The following is a 15,489-nucleotide window of genomic DNA, read 5'->3' on the forward strand; positions in this document are numbered from 1 at the left end:
TGCCCTTGCCTCGCGGCTGCTCATCTGAGCGCAGATCGGGTGCGGGTTGGCGGCGAACCGGGCGGCGTGAGGTGCCGCGCCGGGCGATCGAGGCGCTCTGCTCCGATTTTACTCGCCCTGTGCGGTCGGCCAGTGACCATACGTGGCTCTCGGGGTGTCCGGATGATGACATCTGAGCGCCTGGTGCGGCGTGATTCTCACCACCCCTGAGGTCATCATTGCTCAGATGAGCGGGATTTTGGGGACTGCATTTCTCAAATGATGGCACTCGGTGCCACCCGACTTTACTTTGATCGATCGATGCATCCACTACCCAGCGTGCCGAATACCTGCCATCTTGAACGCTCTGGGTGATTATGAGTTCAAGAGTCGAATGACCGTGTCCGAGAGGCGCAGCCGTACGCAACTTTCGATCTGCTGGCGGACGAGTGGTTAAGGCCGCATGACGCGCAAGTGGACGTACCCAGGCACCTTCGATCTGGGTATGTTCCTGGCCGTCAGGGCAGCCACCCGCGTCCTCGAGGAGTCGAGACCCGTGTCGGAAAACAAAGATCCCCACGTATCCACCCCGGAGCTCCAGGGTCAGAAGTTCGTTTATGACTTCACCGAGGGCAACAAGGATCTGAAGGACCTGCTCGGCGGGAAGGGCGCCAACCTCGCCGAGATGACCAACCTCGGGCTGCCCGTCCCTCCGGGCTTCACCATCACCACCGAGGCGTGCAAGGTCTACCTCGACAGCGGCGAGGAGCCGAGGGCGCTGCGCGACGAGGTCAGTGCGCACCTCGACGCCCTCGAGAAGCAGATGGGCAAGAAGCTCGGCCAGGCCGACGACCCGCTGCTGGTCTCCGTCCGCTCCGGCGCGAAGTTCTCGATGCCCGGCATGATGGACACGGTTCTCAACATCGGCCTCTCCGACGCGTCCGTCGTCGGCCTCGCCGCCCAGGCCGGCGACGAGCGGTTCGCGTGGGACTCGTACCGCCGCCTCATCCAGATGTTCGGCAAGACCGTCCTCGGCGTCGACGGCGACCTCTTCGAGGAGGCGCTGGAGGCCGCGAAGCAGGCCAAGGGCGTCACCGTCGACGTGGATCTCGACGCGGCCGACCTGAAGAAGCTGGTCAAGCAGTTCAAGAAGATCGTCACGCGGGACGCCGGACGCGACTTCCCGCAGGAGCCGCGCGAGCAGATGGACCTGGCCATAAAGGCCGTCTTCGACTCGTGGAACACCGACCGGGCCAAGCTCTACCGCCGCCAGGAGCGCATCCCCGGCGACCTCGGCACGGCCGTCAACGTCTGTTCCATGGTCTTCGGCAACCTCGGCCCGGACTCCGGTACGGGGGTCGCGTTCACCCGCGACCCGGCCAGCGGCCACGCCGGCGTGTACGGCGACTACCTGCAGAACGCGCAGGGCGAGGACGTCGTCGCCGGTATCCGCAACACCGTCCCGCTCGCCGAGCTCGAGTCGATCGACAAGAAGTCGTACGACCAGCTGATGCAGATCATGAAGACGCTCGAGACGCACTACAAGGACCTGTGCGACATCGAGTTCACCATCGAGCGCGGCCAGCTGTGGATGCTCCAGACCCGGGTCGGCAAGCGCACGGCCGGTGCCGCCTTCCGGATCGCCACACAGCTGGTCGACCAGGGGCTCATCGACGAGGCCGAGGCGCTGCAGCGGGTGACCGGGGCGCAGCTGGCGCAGCTGATGTTCCCGCGCTTCGACGAGGACGCCAAGACGCAGCTGCTCGGCCGTGGCATCGCCGCGTCTCCGGGCGCCGCGGTCGGCAAGGCGGTCTTCGACTCGTACACCGCCGTCAAGTGGTCCCGCTCCGGCGAGAAGGTCATCCTGATCCGCCGGGAGACCAACCCCGACGACCTCGACGGCATGATCGCCGCCGAGGGCATCCTGACCTCCCGCGGCGGCAAGACCTCGCACGCCGCCGTCGTCGCCCGCGGTATGGGCAAGACGTGTGTCTGCGGCGCCGAGGAGATCGAGGTCGACACCAAGCGGCGTCGGCTGACCGTCGGCGGGACCGTCGTCGAGGAGGGCGACATCGTCTCCGTGGACGGCTCCACCGGCAAGGTGTACCTCGGTGAGGTCCCCGTCGTCCCGTCCCCGGTCGTCGAGTACTTCGAGGGCCGGATGCACGCGGGCGCCGACGACGCCGACGAACTGGTCGCCGCCGTGCACCGGATCATGGCGTACGCCGACCGTGTCCGCAGGCTGCGGGTGCGGGCCAACGCCGACAACGCCGAGGACGCTCTGCGGGCCCGCCGCTTCGGCGCCCAGGGCATCGGCCTGTGCCGCACCGAGCACATGTTCCTCGGCGAGCGCCGCGAGATGGTCGAGAAGCTGATCCTCGCGGACACGGACGAGGAGCGCGAGACCGCGCTGGCCGAGCTGCTTCCGCTGCAGAAGGCCGACTTCATCGAGCTGTTCGAGTCGATGGACGGACTGCCCGTCACCGTACGGCTGCTCGACCCGCCGCTGCACGAGTTCCTGCCGGACATCACCGAGCTGTCGGTACGCGTCGCGCTCGCCGAGTCCCGCAAGGACGCCAACGAGAACGACCTGCGTCTTCTGCAGGCCGTGCACAAGCTGCACGAGCAGAACCCGATGCTCGGTCTGCGCGGCGTACGGCTCGGTCTGGTCATCCCCGGCCTGTTCGCGATGCAGGTCCGGGCGATCGCGGAGGCGGCCGCGCACCGCAAGAACGCCAAGGGCGACCCGCGCGCCGAGATCATGGTTCCGCTCGTCGGCACGGTCCAGGAGCTGGAGATCGTCCGCGAGGAGGCCGACCAGGTCATCGCCGAGGTCGAGGCGGCCACCGGCACCGCGCTGAAACTGACCATCGGCACGATGATCGAGCTGCCGCGCGCCGCGCTGACCGCAGGTCAGATCGCCGAGGCCGCACAGTTCTTCTCCTTCGGTACGAACGACCTGACCCAGACCGTGTGGGGCTTCTCCCGGGACGACGTGGAGGCCTCGTTCTTCACCGCGTACCTGGAGAAGGGCATCTTCGGGGTGTCGCCGTTCGAGACGATCGACAAGGACGGTGTGGGCTCCCTGGTCCGCAGCGCGGTCGCGGCCGGCCGGGCCACCCGCCCGGACCTCAAGCTCGGCGTCTGCGGCGAGCACGGCGGCGACCCGGAGTCGGTGCACTTCTTCCACGAGGTGGGCCTCGACTACGTCTCCTGCTCGCCGTTCCGGATCCCGGTCGCGCGTCTGGAGGCGGGCAGGGCTGCCGCGGAGTCGAAGGGCAGCGACAGCCGCTGACCTGAATCCACCCCGGACTCCAGGGCTGTCGTCGGCTCACCCGGACCCTCACCGACTCGACGACAGCCCCGGACAACCCGGAAGCGGCGGCACCCTGTGCGGGGGTGCCGCCGCTTCGTCATGTCCGGCAGCCGCCAGGGAGGGGGCCGGGTTCCGTAGGCCGGACGGTGTGTGGAAACGGTCGGTCGTGAGTGGCCGTGGGTGAATGGGTCACCCGGCCTCGCACAAAGGAAAAAGGGCGCAAGCGCTTTCGGTGTTCGCCGTTCGCCCATCGGCCCATTGCATCGTTCAATACGCAAAGATATAGGCGGTGAACGGACCGGGGTGCGGCCCATGGATCCCCACCCATGGGCCGCACCCGGCTTACCCCCGTCGGACACGGAGCCGCACCGTCCGCCGACCGCCGCCGAACGAGCAAAACCCCCCACGGCCTTCACTCGCTCTTACGGTCGGCTCAGGTTCGTGCCCGACGTCGTACAGCTTTTCCGGTGACGGTGGGGTTCGGCGAGACGTTTCACCTCTGGCCGAAACCCCGTGGTGACGTCCTGTGACGGTGCGCATACCCTTGAGCGGGGGTAATTGCGGATGCAACAGATGGGGGTTCGGTGCTGCGTATCCATGTGTCCGGGATGGACCTTTCCAAGGTGCGGATGGCCACACGGCCGGACGCATTGTGGGAAACCATTCTGAGTTTTCACCGGCTGCGGGACCGGCGCGCTTCCACGGTGTTCGGGAAATGGCGCACGGAAACCCGGCCCCGGCTGAATGGTGAGACACGCCTGCTGGCAGCCCTCGTGCCACCTCGCGGCTATTTCCCGGACTTTCTGACGCCCTCCCGGGAAGGCAGTGAGCCGCACGGCTTCGATGCCGGAATGGAGGCGCTGCGCGACACCCCGCCCGAGCGGCTCCACGCCGAACTGGGCCTGCTGCGCGCCGACTGCCGTGAGCCCGGACGGCCGTTGTCGCTGGGCGGGCGGCACGGCGGCGGGCACGGCTCCGGGCGCGGGGTGCGGTCCGGTGGCGTACGGCCCGCGGGCGGACGGCCGGGGGACGGTCGGCCGGTGCCGCCCGTCCGGCTGGACGCGCTCTCCGAAGGGCGGACCGAACCTCTCGGGCGGCTCATCACCGCCCTGCGCGGTTACCACCGCGCCGCCGTCGAGCCGTACTGGCCGCATATCCAGGCCAGCATCGAGGCCGACCGGGCCGTCCGCGGCCGCGCCCTCCTCGACGGCGGCGCCGACGAACTCCTCGCCTCCCTCCCCTCCATGATCCGCTGGCGGGCCCCGGTGCTGGAGGCGGACTATCCCGTCGACCGTGAACTGCACCTGGACGGGCGAGGGTTACTGCTCCAGCCGTCGTTCTTCTGCCGCTCCACCCCGGTCGTCTATCGCAACTCGAAGCTCACACCCGTCCTCGTGTACCCGGTCACCCACTCCGTCGCCCCGGTCTTCGCCGAGCCCGGCCCGGGCCCCTGGCTCGGCAGGCTCCTGGGCAACACCCGGTCGACGGTCCTCCAGGCCATCGGCACGGGCTGCACGACCAGCGAGCTCGCCCGCCGGGCCGGGGTGTCCCTCGCCTCGGCCAGTCAGCATGCGTGCGTGCTGCGCGAGGCGGGGCTGGTACGCACCCTGCGGCACGGCAGTTCGGTCCTGCACACGCTCACCCCGCTGGGCGGCTCGCTCCTCAGGGGAGACGCACCGCTCGCGCTCTCATGACAGGTGGGAGCGGACGGCTCGGGGGGTGGGGACACTCCGCTCAATGGGTGGGGCGGGCTGCTCCGGATGATTTCCTCGCCCGTCGCGATGAGTTCCGCGCCGACCTGCCGTCTACCCTTCGACCGCGCTCACCCGGAGCGCCGCCGAGGAGAAGAGACGGACATGACCCAGATGATCTTCGTGAACCTTCCGGTCAAGGACCTGGAGACGACCAAGGGCTTCTTCGGCAAGCTCGGCTTCTCGTTCAACCCGCAGTTCTCCGACGAGACCACCGCGTGCCTGGTCATCAGCGACACCATCTTCGCCATGCTCATCACCGAGCCGCGCTTCAAGGAGTTCACCAAGAAGGAGATCGCCGATGCCTCGAAGACCACCGAGGCGATCATCGCGCTCAGTGCCGAGAGCCGCGAGGAGGTCGACGAGCTGGCCGACACGGCGCTCGCCTCCGGGGGATCGCCCGCCAACGAGCCCGTGGACCACGGGTTCATGTACGGCCGTTCCTTCCAGGACCCCGACCACCACATCTGGGAGGTCGTGTGGATGGACCCGGCCGCAGTTCAGGGCCAGGGCTGAGCCGTCCAGGGCCGAGCCGCAGCGTTCGCCCCGGGCCCGGTCAGGACTTGAGGCCCGGCCAGGTCACCCCCGTGAGCTGCTCGGACGCCACCCACAGCCGTTCGCCCGCCACGTCGTTCAGCGTCCAGCGCGCCCGCCAGGACGGGGCGGGCGCACCCCGCCAGCCCAGCAGCTTCGGGCCGGTGAACGAGTCGGGGCGCACGCCGGGCGCGGTGGCCGCGTACAGCGTCGGCAGCGCACCGGACGACGCGGGCTGGGCAACGAGCCGGTTGCCCAGTTCGAAGACCCGTTCCGCCGCCCTGCGGTTCTCCATCCGTACGCCCGCGGTCTGCAGATTGGTCGCCGCGTAGCCGGGGTGTGCGGCGGCGGCCACGATGTCGGAGCCGGACGCCGCGAGCCGGCGCGCCAGCTCGTGGACGAAGAGCAGGTTTGCGGTCTTCGAGCGGCCGTACGCGATCCAACGGCGGTAGTTGCGCTCGCTGTTGAGATCACCGATGTCGATGTTGGACGCGGCGTGCATCGCGCTGGACACGCTCACCATCCGGGCCCCGGGGGTGTCGAGCAGTTTGGGCAGGAGCAGGCCGCCCAGAGCGAAATGCCCGAGGTGGTTGACGCCGAACTGGGTCTCGAAGCCGTCGGCCGTCCTCCCGTACGGCAGGGCCATCACACCCGCGTTGTTGATCAGCAGATCCAGCCGGTCGAACGGGTACGCCGCGGCGAACTCCCTCACCGAGGACAGATCGGCCAGATCCAGGGGTGCGAACTCCACCCGCGCGTCCGGCACGGCAGCCCGGATGCGTGACTCGGCCTCCTTGCCGCGGCTCTCGTCACGGCACGCCAGCAGCACCCGCGCGCCGCGGCGCGCCAGCTCCCGCGCCGTGACGAGTCCGATGCCGCTGTTGGCTCCGGTGACCACGGCCGTACGGCCGCTCTGGTCGGGGATGTCGCTCGCGTTCCAGCCCTGGGTCATGGATCAAGCGTACGGCCGGGACCTGTTGGCCGGAATCGGCTGCGGAGCGTTCCTGTCCCGGGCTTCGCGGCGCCCGTCAGGCGGCGCGCACCGCGAAGACCGGGACGCGCACCTCGTCGTCGTCCAGGCAGGCGCCCGTCGCCAGGTCGAAGCGCTGCTTCAGCAGCGGCGAGGCGACGAACGGACGCCCCTCGACGGACCCGAGCAGGCCGCGCGAGAGAACGTACGCCCCGGTGAACGGATCGCGGTTGTCGATCGCGTACGCGCGCCCTGCCCGGTCGACGAAGAGCGCGACCTGCCGGCCGTCCGGGAGGAGTGCCGCGATGCCGCGCCCGGGAGTCAGCCGCGACAGCTCGCAGACCGTGAACCAGTCCGCTCCGTCGGCGAGTTGGAGCACCGGAGTCTGCTGTGCCGTCTCCATCGTCTGTGCGGTCATCGGGAAGAGGTCCCTTCGAGAGTGCGGACAGCGAGCACCGGGCCGGCGAGGATCTCCAGGTCGGGCTTGACCTGGTCGCGTTCCGGGACGAACTTCACCGACGGGTCGGGTGCGTCGGGTGCGTTGACGAAGGTGACGAACCGCCGCAGCCGCTCCGGGTCGTTGATGGTCTCGGCCCACTCGTCGCGGTAGCCGGCGACATGGTCGGCCATCAGTCGCTCCAGCTCCTCGCAGAGCCCCAGCGAGTCATGGACGACGACGTCCCGCACGTGGTCGAGGCCGCCCTCGATGCGGTCCAGCCAGGTCGAGGTGCGCTCCAGACGGTCCGCGGTGCGGATGTAGAACATCAGGAACCGGTCGATGAGGCGCACCAGTTCTGCGTCGGAGAGATCCTGGGCGAGCAGGTCCGCGTGGCGCGGTTCGGCGCCGCCGTTGCCGCCCACGTACAGGTTCCAGCCGCCTGCGGTGGCAATGATCCCGAAGTCCTTGCCACGGGCCTCCGCGCACTCCCGGGCGCAGCCGGACACCGCCGACTTCAGCTTGTGCGGCGAGCGCAGCCCGCGATAGCGCAGCTCCAGGTCGATCGCCATCCGTACCGAGTCCTGCACGCCGTACCGGCACCAGGTCCGGCCCACGCAGGACTTGACCGTGCGCAGCGACTTTCCGTACGCGTGCCCGGACTCGAATCCGGCGTCCACCAGACGCGTCCAGATCAGCGGCAGCTGGTCGACACGGGCGCCGAACATGTCGATCCGCTGGCCCCCGGTGATCTTCGTGTAGAGGCCGAAGTCGCGGGCGACCTCGCCGATCACGATCAGCTTCTCCGGGGTGATCTCGCCTCCCGGGATGCGCGGCACGATCGAGTACGAGCCGTTGCGCTGGAGGTTGGCCAGGAAGTGGTCGTTGGTGTCCTGCAGAGCCGCCTGCTCGCCGTCCAGCACATAGCCGCTCGCGCCGAGCGTCGGAGCCAGCGACGCGATGATCGAGCCGACCGTCGGCTTGCAGATCTCGCAGCCGTCCCCGCCGCGCGCGGCCTCACGGCCGTGCGAGTCGAGCAGTTCCGCGTACGAGGCGATACCGAGGGTGCGGACGATCTCGTACAACTCGCTGCGGGTGTGCGAGAAGCAGCCGCACAGACCCTTGTCCTGGCTCTGCGGCAGCAGCTGCCCGATCACCTTCACGCAACTGCCGCAGCCGGTACCGGCCTTGGTGCACTTCTTCACCTCGGGCAGCGTGGTGTGCTCGCAGATCGCGCCCTTGGTGACGTTGTGGCAGGAGCAGATCACCGCGTCGTCCGGCAGCGCGGACGGGCCGAGCGTGACCGGGCCGCCCGCACCGGCCGGCAGCACCAGCTGCTCCGGGGCGACCGGCAGGACCGTACCGGTCATCGGCCGCAGCGTGCCGTACTGCTCGGCGTCCCCGACCAGCACCCCGCCGAGCAGGGTGCCGTCCCGGCCGATCACCAGCTTCTTGTAGACGCCGGTGCGGGAGTCCGCGTACACCACGTCGAGGCAGCCCTCGGCCGTGCCGTGCGCGTCGCCGAACGACGCCACGTCCACCCCGAGCAGCTTCAGCTTCGTCGACAGATCGGCGCCGGTGAACGCCGCCGCCCTGCCCGCGATCACCTCGGCGGCCGTCTGCGCCATCTCGTAGCCGGGCGCGACGAGTCCGTACACCCGGCCGTCCGCGGCCAGTGCGCACTCGCCGATCGCGAAGACCGCCGGGTCGGAGGTGCGGCACTCCTCGTCGACGATGATGCCGCCGCGTGGTCCGACCGCGAGACCGCAGTCGCGGGCCAGCTGGTCCCGGGGGCGTACCCCCGCCGAGAAGACCACCAGGTCGGTGGCGAGCGACGAACCGTCGGAGAGTTCCATCCCGGTCACCGCGCCGTCCTCGCCCGCGGTGACCTCCTGCGTACCGACGCCCGTGTGCACGGTGAGGCCCATGGACTCGATGGTGCGCAGCAGCGCCGCGCCGCCGCCCTCGTCGACCTGCACCGGCATCAGCCGGGGCGCGAACTCCACGACGTGCGTGTCGAGCCCGAGCCCCTTCAGCGCGCCCGTCGCCTCCAGCCCGAGCAGCCCGCCGCCGACCACCGCACCGGTGGTCGCCGTCCTCGCATACTCCTCGATGGCGAGGAGGTCCTCGATGGTGCGGTAGACGAAGCAGCCCACGGCGTCCTTGCCGGGGACCGGCGGCACGAAGGGGTACGAGCCGGTGGCCAGCACCAGCGTGTCGTACGCGAAGGTCTCCCCGGAGCGTGCGGTGACCGTACGGGCCTCGCGGTCCACGCTCTCGGCAGGGTTGCCGAGATGCAGCTCGAAGCCGTGCCGGTCCATGAAGCCCGGCTCGGCGAGCGACAGGTCGTCCGGGGTCCGCCCGGCGAAGTAGGAGGTGAGCTGGACCCGGTCGTAGGCGGCGCGGGGTTCCTCGCAGAGGACGACGACCCGGGCGGTGCCCGCGGTCGCGGTCAGTCCGCGGTCGGCGAGCGCCTCCAGGAACCGCTGGCCGACCATGCCGTGTCCGACGACCACGATCGTGGGCACCGGGGCGGTGTGGTCGGTCGGGGGAGTGGACACCGGCATCTCAGAAGCCTCCGTCGTTGGTGAGCAGATGGAGCAGGGACGTTTCGGCGGGGAGCGGTTCGTCGTCCTCCCAGGTCCGGGCGAGCGTGCCGACCGCGGCGAGATCGCCGAGCAGCACCCCGCCCGCCAGCCGGTCGCCCCGCACGACGACCGAGCGGTACGCGCCACGCGTGGCGTCGGCGAGCCGGACGACGTCGTCGCCGGGCAGCGGCCGGGACTCCCCGAACGCGGCCAGATCGAAGGGGCCCGCGGGGTCGGCGGCCGGACCGTGCAGAGTGAGGCGGGTCAGGGCGCGGGTCCCCTCGTAGCGGGCGGACCGCCCGGCCAGCACCTGGGCGAGCACATCGGCCTGCTCCAGCGCCGGGCCCGCCAGGCCGTACACGGTGCCGCGGTGCTCGGCGCAGTCGCCGATCGCATGGATGTACGGATCGGAGGTACGCAGCTCGTCGTCGACGACGATGCCTCGGCGTACGTCCAGGCCGGCCGCCTGCGCGAGCCCGGTCCTGGGACGTACACCGCAGGCCAGCACCGTGATCTCGGCCGCCAGCTCGTAACCGTCGGCGAGCTCCACCGCCCGCACCGCGCTGTCGGCGCAGCGCAGTCCGCGAACCCGGCACTCGGTGTGCACCTCCACGCCGAGACTCTCCAGGTGGCGCCGGAGCAGCCCGGCCGATTCGGCGTCCAGCTGCCGCTCCATGAGGTGCTCGCCCTGCTGGGCCAGCACCACCTGCGCACCGCCTGCGGCGAGCGCCCGGGCGGCGGACACACCGAGCAGTCCGCCGCCGATGACGACGGCGCGCGCACTCCGGCTGCCGGCACGCACCGCTTCCCGCAGCGCAAAACAGTCGTCGAGGGTACGAAACGCATGCACCCCGTCCGGCATCTCGGTGCCGAGCCCGCGCAGCGGCGGCAGCACCGGGTTCGACCCGGTGGCCAGTACCAGCCGCCCGTACCGCACGACGCTTCCGTCGTCGCAGTGGACCAGCCGGTCCGCCCGGTCGATCCGCACCACCCGCACCCCGCGCCGCACCTCGGCCGGGGGCAGGGCGATGACCTCGGCCGCGTACCGTCCGGCCAGCACCTCGGCCAGCAGCACCCGGTTGTACGGGGCGTGCGTCTCCTCGCCGATGACGGTGACGCCGGGCATCCGGGCGGCGAGCCGTGCGCCCGCCATCCCGGCGCCGATCACCACCACACGTGCCGTGTCCGCCGTCTCTGTCGTCATGGTGAGCAGCCTGTGCGGCGGGTGTTACCCGACCGGATCCTCGCTGTTTCCCGGGAGGAACCTTGCGCTCAGCGTCCCCGCAAGCCGTCTGTGAGGGTGCTGCGGACCGGGAACCTCAGAGTTGGCTCAACTTTCCGATGATCCGGACGGGAAAGTTGGACGGGACACGTATCTCGTCCTTACAGTCGCGACCATGCCCGACATCACGCTGACCACCCTTGTCGTCCTCTGCCTCGCCGCTGCCGCCGCGGGCTGGATCGACGCGGTGGTCGGCGGCGGCGGACTGCTCCTGCTGCCCGCGCTGCTGCTGGGCCTGCCGCACGTCCCGGCCGCGCATGTCCTCGGCACCAACAAGGCGGTCGCGATCGTCGGTACGTCGGGCGCCGCCGTGACCTACGCGCGCAAGGCGCCGGTGAAGGTCGGGACGGCCGTCCGGATCGGGCTCATGGCGCTGGCCGGATCGATGACCGGAGCCTTCTTCGCCGCCGGGATCAGCAGTGACGTGCTGCGTCCGGTGATCATGGTGGTATTGCTGGCGGTCGCGGCATTCGTGATGCTGCGGCCGCAGTTCGGCAAGGAGGCCGCCGAGGCCACGGACCGCAAGGTCACCCGGGCCCGTACCGTCACCGCGGTCGTGCTGGTCGGCGGCGGCATCGGCTTCTACGACGGGCTGTTCGGACCCGGCACCGGCACGTTCCTGGTGCTCGCGCTGACGGCCGTGCTCCACCTCGATCTGGTGACGGCGTCCGCCACCGCCAAGATCGTCAACGTCTGCACCAACGGTGGCGCCCTCGCGATGTTCGCCTACCAGGGCAATGTGATGTGGCAGCTGGCCGCGCTGATGGCGGTGTTCAACCTGGGGGGCGGGCTGCTGGGCGCGCGGACGGCGCTCCGGAAAGGCAGTGATTTCGTCCGGGGCGTACTGCTGGTCGTGGTGTTCTCACTGGTCGCGCGACTCGCCTTCGACCAGTGGTCGTAAGGGTGCGGGCGGGGGTCACCGCACGCCGGTGAGGTGCGCGTACGCCACCACATTGCCCTGGTAGCCGGTGGTCTTCGAGAAGCCGCCGCCGCAGGTGATCAGCCGCAGCGAGGCGTTCGGCGATGCGCCGTACACCCTCTGGTCGGGGAAGTCCTTGTTCGCGTACACCTCGATGGCGTCGAGCGAGAAGATGGCGGTGTGCCCGTCCCGGCGGTCCACCTCGATGGTGCTGCCCTTCGCCAGGGACCCCAGGTTGTAGAAGACGGACCGCCCCTGCGCGTTGTCGACATGACCGGCGACGAGCGCGGTGCCCTTGGCGCCGGGCGGGGTGCCGTCCTTGTACCAGCTGACGACGTTACGGTTCTCGGCCGGCGGCACGGCGAGACTGCCGTCGGACCTGAGTCCGAGCCGGATCATCGGGGCGTCCACCCTGATGCTGGGGATGCGGAGACGGATGGGTGTCGAAGGGCGTAGCGGTTCGGCGACCGGTGAGCCGGGCTGCACTTCGGGACCGGCCGCGAAGGCCTGGGCAGCGGTCGGCTGCGGCGGCATCAGCTGGGTTTCGGAGCCGTTCCGGATCAGCCAGATGCCGACCAGCACTGCGAGGGCGACCAGCCAGCCCTTGGCCTTCTGGGGCACGGTTGTCCTCCGGGGTGGGAAAGGTGGGAAATGGGTCCCGTCCCGGTGGCGCGAGGCCACCGGGACGGAATCCTGGCGGTGACGGGGGCGTGGATACGCCTCCGTCAGCTGCCGGCCTGCGTGCCGCTCGCCCGACGACGCAGGAGCCAGGCTCCGCCGACGGCGGATGCGGCGAGAACGCCGACGCCCGCCGCGATCTGGGTGGTGTCCGGGCGGACGGAGCCGCCTACACCAGTTTTGACGTGCCCGGAAGGACCGGTGGGCGAGTCGTAGCCGCCGCCGTCCCCGTTTCCGGTGTCGCGTCCGCCGTTCCCGTTTCCGGTGTCGCGTCCGCCGTTCCCGTTTCCGGTGTCGCGTCCGCCGTTCCCGTTTCCGGTGTCGCGTCCGCCGTTCCCGTTTCCGGTGTCGCGTCCGCCGTTCCCGTTCCCGTTTCCGTTCCCGTTTCCGGTGTCGCGTCCGCCGTTCCCGTTCCCGTTCCCGGTGTCGCGTCCGCCGTTCCCGTTCCCGTTCCCGTTCCCGTTTCCGGTGTCGCGTTCGCCGTTTCCGGTTTCGCGTTCGCCGTTCCCGTTTCCGGTGTCGCGTTCGCCGTTTCCGGTTTCGCGTTCGCCGTTCCCGTTCCCGGTGTCGCGTTCGCCGTTTCCGGTTTCGCGCCCCGTGTCGCTTCCCGTGTCGCGCTCGGGTGGGGTATCGGATTGCTCGGTGGAGGTGCCGAGCCCGAAGGGGTTCGCGTTCCCGATGAGGCTCTCGCCCCTGGCGGCCAGGTCGTCCAGGGAAGGCAACTTCGACCCGGTGCCCGGGTCGTCACCGGAGGCGTTGTCCTGCCCGGTGTCCCTACCGTCGTCCTGTCCGGTGACCCTTCCCGCACCGGTCTTCTCCGGCACCCTGAACGTGTCGGCGAGCGCCTCCGTTTCGCTGGCCGGTGTCCGTGCGAATACCCCTGCCTCCAGGGAGTCCGCATGCCCGGTGGCCTTCGTTTCGCTTCCGGAGGCCGTGGTTCCGACCGTGTCCCCCGAAGCCGCGGCGGCCGGAGGTATCTCCAGTGGACCGAGCTCACCTGCGTACGCTGACGGCGCGGCAGTGAAGAGGCCGATCGCAGCAACGGTGAGAGCTGCGGCGGCGGTGCCGGTCACGGAGCGGGCAGGACGGGGCATGGGGGGTTCCTCCGAGCGAAGGCGCTGGCTGGTGTCTCCTGACTCCGAGCTAACGGGCGGCCCGCCACCCACGCCTGCTGACGTCGAGTCAGCTTTCACTCGATCGGCCCGGCCCTGCCTCCTTGCCGGGCGGTATATCCGCAGGTCACAACCCTGTTCGAGGAGGGATCGGCCCGCCTCGCGACACGCCGTGCCGATTGGGTGACGACCTTCGGGGCGGGAGTGGTGTACGTCACATGCATGGCCTCGCCGACCCCGGGCACACGCACATCACCCCCCACGGGACGGCTTCCTCCGGCCGCCCGGCCGCCGTCCCCATCGGACCCACTCCCCCCTGGGCCCGATGGGGACGGCCTCCCTGTGTGTGGGGAGGGCGAAGCTGGGCGGCCCGGCGACGGCGATGCAGCCGGCCGGACGGTCGAGCACCCCGGAGCCGCCGCGTGGGCGGCCTCAGACGGCGTCCCAGGGGGCGCCCTCGTACGCCAGCCCCACCTGCTTCATCAGTTCCTCGTCGACGGTGAACTCCGTGTCGTCGATCCGCCGGATCGGCGCGATGCCCTGTGAGTTGGTGAGGAACGCCGACCGGAAGGCGCCGATCCCGTCCAGCGTCACCGGCCGCCGTGCGGATGCCAGCCCGGCCCCCGGAAGCTCCTGTTCCAGCAGGGCCATGGTGACACCGCGGAGCGACGGGGCGGCGGGCCAGACGACCGAAGTGCTGTCCCAGAAGGCGATGTTGGTGATCGCGCCCTCGGTCACCGCCCCGTCCGGCGCGGTCAGCAAGGCCTCGTCGAAGCCGGAGCGTGCGGCGAGCCGCCCGTAATACGTCTGGCCGAACTCGCCGGGGCGCTTGATGTGCGGCACGGTGCGGACGTACGGAACGGACATCAGGCTGTGCGGTTCGGGGGACTTCTGTGCCGGTCCGCGCACCGTGACCATGACCGTCGCCTCCGTGTCGCCGGGCGGCAGGAAGGCGTACACCCGGGTCGAGGCGTCCCGTACCCCCGCACCGTCGAGTGCGTGCCGGATCAGCCCGCGGATCCGTTCGCCGTCCAGGCCATGGCCGAACAGTTCCTGATTCGCGGCGTCCAGGCGGGCCAGGTGGAAGGCGAGGCCCCGCACCCTTCCGTCCCTGACCTGCATGGCTGTGAAGTGGCCGTAGTTGGAGAAGGCGGGGATCAGGAGATCCGCCTCCGTGGCTGCGTGTCCGTTGAACTCGGCGTACAGGGGTTCGGCGGTCGTCATGTGTTCCACCGTAAGCCGAAAGGGTGGACGATGCGGCTTGACCTCAACCTTGGTTGACGTACGAGGCTCGCTGCATGGACCTCATGACACCTGCCCCTGTCGCATCCGCCACCACCGCGCCCCTGAAGGTCGCGGTCATCCTCGCCAGCAACCGCGAGGGCCGCTTCGCCCCCGTGATCGCCGACTGGTTCCTCTCCCGTACCGCGGACCACCCGGACATCGAGACCGACCTCATCGACGTCGCCGACCTCGATCTCCCGTTCGCCCTCTCCCACCGCCCCGGCCCCGACGTACAGGCGCAACTGGCCGAGGTCTCGCCCCGGTTGGCCGCCGCCGATGCCTTCGTCGTCGTCACGCCCGAGTACAACCACTCGTTCCCTGCCCCGCTGAAGAACCTCATCGACTGGCATCACGCGGAATGGCAGGCCAAGCCCGTCGCCTTCGTCTCGTACGGGGGAGTGTCCGGCGGTCTGCGGGCTGTCGAGCACCTCCGTCAGGTCTTCGCCGAACTGCACGCCGTCTCCATCCGCGACACGGTGTCGTTCCACAACGCGGGCGCCCTGTTCGATGACGACCGCAGGCACAGGGATCCGGCGGCCGTGGACGCGGCGGCGAAGACGCTGCTCGATCAGCTCGTCTGGTGGGGCCAGGCGCTGCGCGAAGCCAAGGCGGTGCGTCCGTACGGTAATTGACGGTTGAC

12 protein-coding genes are annotated in these 15,489 nt (G+C 70.1%); 5 read left to right on the forward strand and 7 right to left on the reverse strand.

The annotated features are described in order from the left end of the window. Positions 1-442: 442 nt before the first annotated feature. The 3 genes from ppdK (at position 443) to OHA03_RS20630 (ending at position 5,562) form a co-directional block, all read left to right on the forward strand. Positions 443-3,274, forward strand: coding sequence for a pyruvate, phosphate dikinase (gene ppdK, locus OHA03_RS20620; protein WP_267005282.1), 2,832 nt, complete (start codon positions 443-445; stop codon positions 3,272-3,274). Between the two features lie 605 nt (positions 3,275-3,879). Further along, on the forward strand, positions 3,880-4,989 hold the full coding sequence (locus OHA03_RS20625; protein ID WP_267005283.1) for a helix-turn-helix transcriptional regulator: 1,110 nt from the start codon (positions 3,880-3,882) through the stop codon (positions 4,987-4,989). A gap of 162 nt (positions 4,990-5,151) precedes the next feature. Beyond that, positions 5,152-5,562, forward strand: coding sequence for a VOC family protein (locus tag OHA03_RS20630; protein WP_267005284.1), 411 nt, complete (start codon positions 5,152-5,154; stop codon positions 5,560-5,562). A gap of 40 nt (positions 5,563-5,602) precedes the next feature. Here the strand turns inward: OHA03_RS20630 and OHA03_RS20635 are convergent, their stop codons facing one another. The 4 genes from OHA03_RS20635 to OHA03_RS20650 all read right to left on the reverse strand — a co-directional run bounded on the left by OHA03_RS20635 (position 5,603) and on the right by OHA03_RS20650 (position 10,778). After that, complete coding sequence (locus tag OHA03_RS20635) at positions 5,603-6,532, reverse strand: oxidoreductase (protein ID WP_267005285.1); 930 nt, start codon at positions 6,530-6,532, stop codon at positions 5,603-5,605. A gap of 76 nt (positions 6,533-6,608) precedes the next feature. Further along, positions 6,609-6,968, reverse strand: coding sequence for a nitrite reductase small subunit NirD (nirD, locus tag OHA03_RS20640; RefSeq protein ID WP_267005286.1), 360 nt, complete (start codon positions 6,966-6,968; stop codon positions 6,609-6,611). Continuing rightward, the gene (gene nirB, locus OHA03_RS20645; protein ID WP_267005287.1) at positions 6,965-9,553 is read right to left on the reverse strand and encodes a nitrite reductase large subunit NirB; all 2,589 of its coding nucleotides are present in this window, start codon (positions 9,551-9,553) and stop codon (positions 6,965-6,967) included. Before nirB ends, nirD begins: the two co-directional genes overlap by 4 nt. A gap of 1 nt (position 9,554) precedes the next feature. After that, positions 9,555-10,778, reverse strand: a complete 1,224-nt coding sequence (locus OHA03_RS20650) for an NAD(P)/FAD-dependent oxidoreductase (RefSeq protein ID WP_267005288.1) — start codon at positions 10,776-10,778, stop codon at positions 9,555-9,557. Positions 10,779-10,971: 193 nt separating this feature from the next. Here OHA03_RS20650 and OHA03_RS20655 point away from each other — a divergent pair, with 193 nt between their 5' ends. Next, positions 10,972-11,757, forward strand: coding sequence for a TSUP family transporter (locus tag OHA03_RS20655; protein WP_267005289.1), 786 nt, complete (start codon positions 10,972-10,974; stop codon positions 11,755-11,757). Between the two features lie 15 nt (positions 11,758-11,772). On the opposite strand, the gene OHA03_RS20660 is transcribed toward OHA03_RS20655, so the two are convergent. The 3 genes from OHA03_RS20660 to OHA03_RS20670 all read right to left on the reverse strand — a co-directional run bounded on the left by OHA03_RS20660 (position 11,773) and on the right by OHA03_RS20670 (position 14,789). Beyond that, positions 11,773-12,396 carry a class F sortase gene (locus OHA03_RS20660; RefSeq protein WP_267005290.1) on the reverse strand — a complete coding sequence of 208 codons (624 nt, stop codon included), beginning with the start codon at positions 12,394-12,396 and terminating at the stop codon, positions 11,773-11,775. 104 nt (positions 12,397-12,500) lie between these two features. Next, the gene (locus OHA03_RS20665; protein ID WP_267008283.1) at positions 12,501-13,547 is read right to left on the reverse strand and encodes a hypothetical protein; all 1,047 of its coding nucleotides are present in this window, start codon (positions 13,545-13,547) and stop codon (positions 12,501-12,503) included. 450 nt (positions 13,548-13,997) lie between these two features. Next, the gene (locus OHA03_RS20670; protein ID WP_267005291.1) at positions 13,998-14,789 is read right to left on the reverse strand and encodes an aminotransferase class IV family protein; all 792 of its coding nucleotides are present in this window, start codon (positions 14,787-14,789) and stop codon (positions 13,998-14,000) included. A 74-nt stretch (positions 14,790-14,863) separates the two neighbouring features. On the opposite strand from OHA03_RS20670, the gene OHA03_RS20675 reads away from it, so the two are divergent. Continuing rightward, positions 14,864-15,481, forward strand: a complete 618-nt coding sequence (locus tag OHA03_RS20675; RefSeq protein ID WP_267005292.1) for an NADPH-dependent FMN reductase — start codon at positions 14,864-14,866, stop codon at positions 15,479-15,481. The last annotated feature ends 8 nt before the right edge of the window (positions 15,482-15,489 follow it).

This window comes from Streptomyces sp. NBC_00154 (assembly GCF_026342835.1).
In the GTDB taxonomy this organism is placed as follows: domain Bacteria; phylum Actinomycetota; class Actinomycetes; order Streptomycetales; family Streptomycetaceae; genus Streptomyces.

What these genes read in the sequence shown, in the direction of transcription:
- ppdK (WP_267005282.1), top strand. Translation starts at nt 443, where the DNA reads ATGACGCGCAAGTGGACGTACCCAGGCACCTTCGATCTGGGTATGTTC.
- OHA03_RS20630 (WP_267005284.1), top strand. Translation starts at nt 5,152, where the DNA reads ATGACCCAGATGATCTTCGTGAACCTTCCGGTCAAGGACCTGGAGACG.
- OHA03_RS20635 (WP_267005285.1), bottom strand. Translation starts at nt 6,532, where the DNA reads ATGACCCAGGGCTGGAACGCGAGCGACATCCCCGACCAGAGCGGCCGT.
- nirD (WP_267005286.1), bottom strand. Translation starts at nt 6,968, where the DNA reads ATGACCGCACAGACGATGGAGACGGCACAGCAGACTCCGGTGCTCCAA.
- nirB (WP_267005287.1), bottom strand. Translation starts at nt 9,553, where the DNA reads ATGCCGGTGTCCACTCCCCCGACCGACCACACCGCCCCGGTGCCCACG.
- OHA03_RS20650 (WP_267005288.1), bottom strand. Translation starts at nt 10,778, where the DNA reads ATGACGACAGAGACGGCGGACACGGCACGTGTGGTGGTGATCGGCGCC.
- OHA03_RS20655 (WP_267005289.1), top strand. Translation starts at nt 10,972, where the DNA reads ATGCCCGACATCACGCTGACCACCCTTGTCGTCCTCTGCCTCGCCGCT.
- OHA03_RS20665 (WP_267008283.1), bottom strand. Translation starts at nt 13,547, where the DNA reads ATGCCCCGTCCTGCCCGCTCCGTGACCGGCACCGCCGCCGCAGCTCTC.
- OHA03_RS20670 (WP_267005291.1), bottom strand. Translation starts at nt 14,789, where the DNA reads ATGACGACCGCCGAACCCCTGTACGCCGAGTTCAACGGACACGCAGCC.
- OHA03_RS20675 (WP_267005292.1), top strand. Translation starts at nt 14,864, where the DNA reads ATGGACCTCATGACACCTGCCCCTGTCGCATCCGCCACCACCGCGCCC.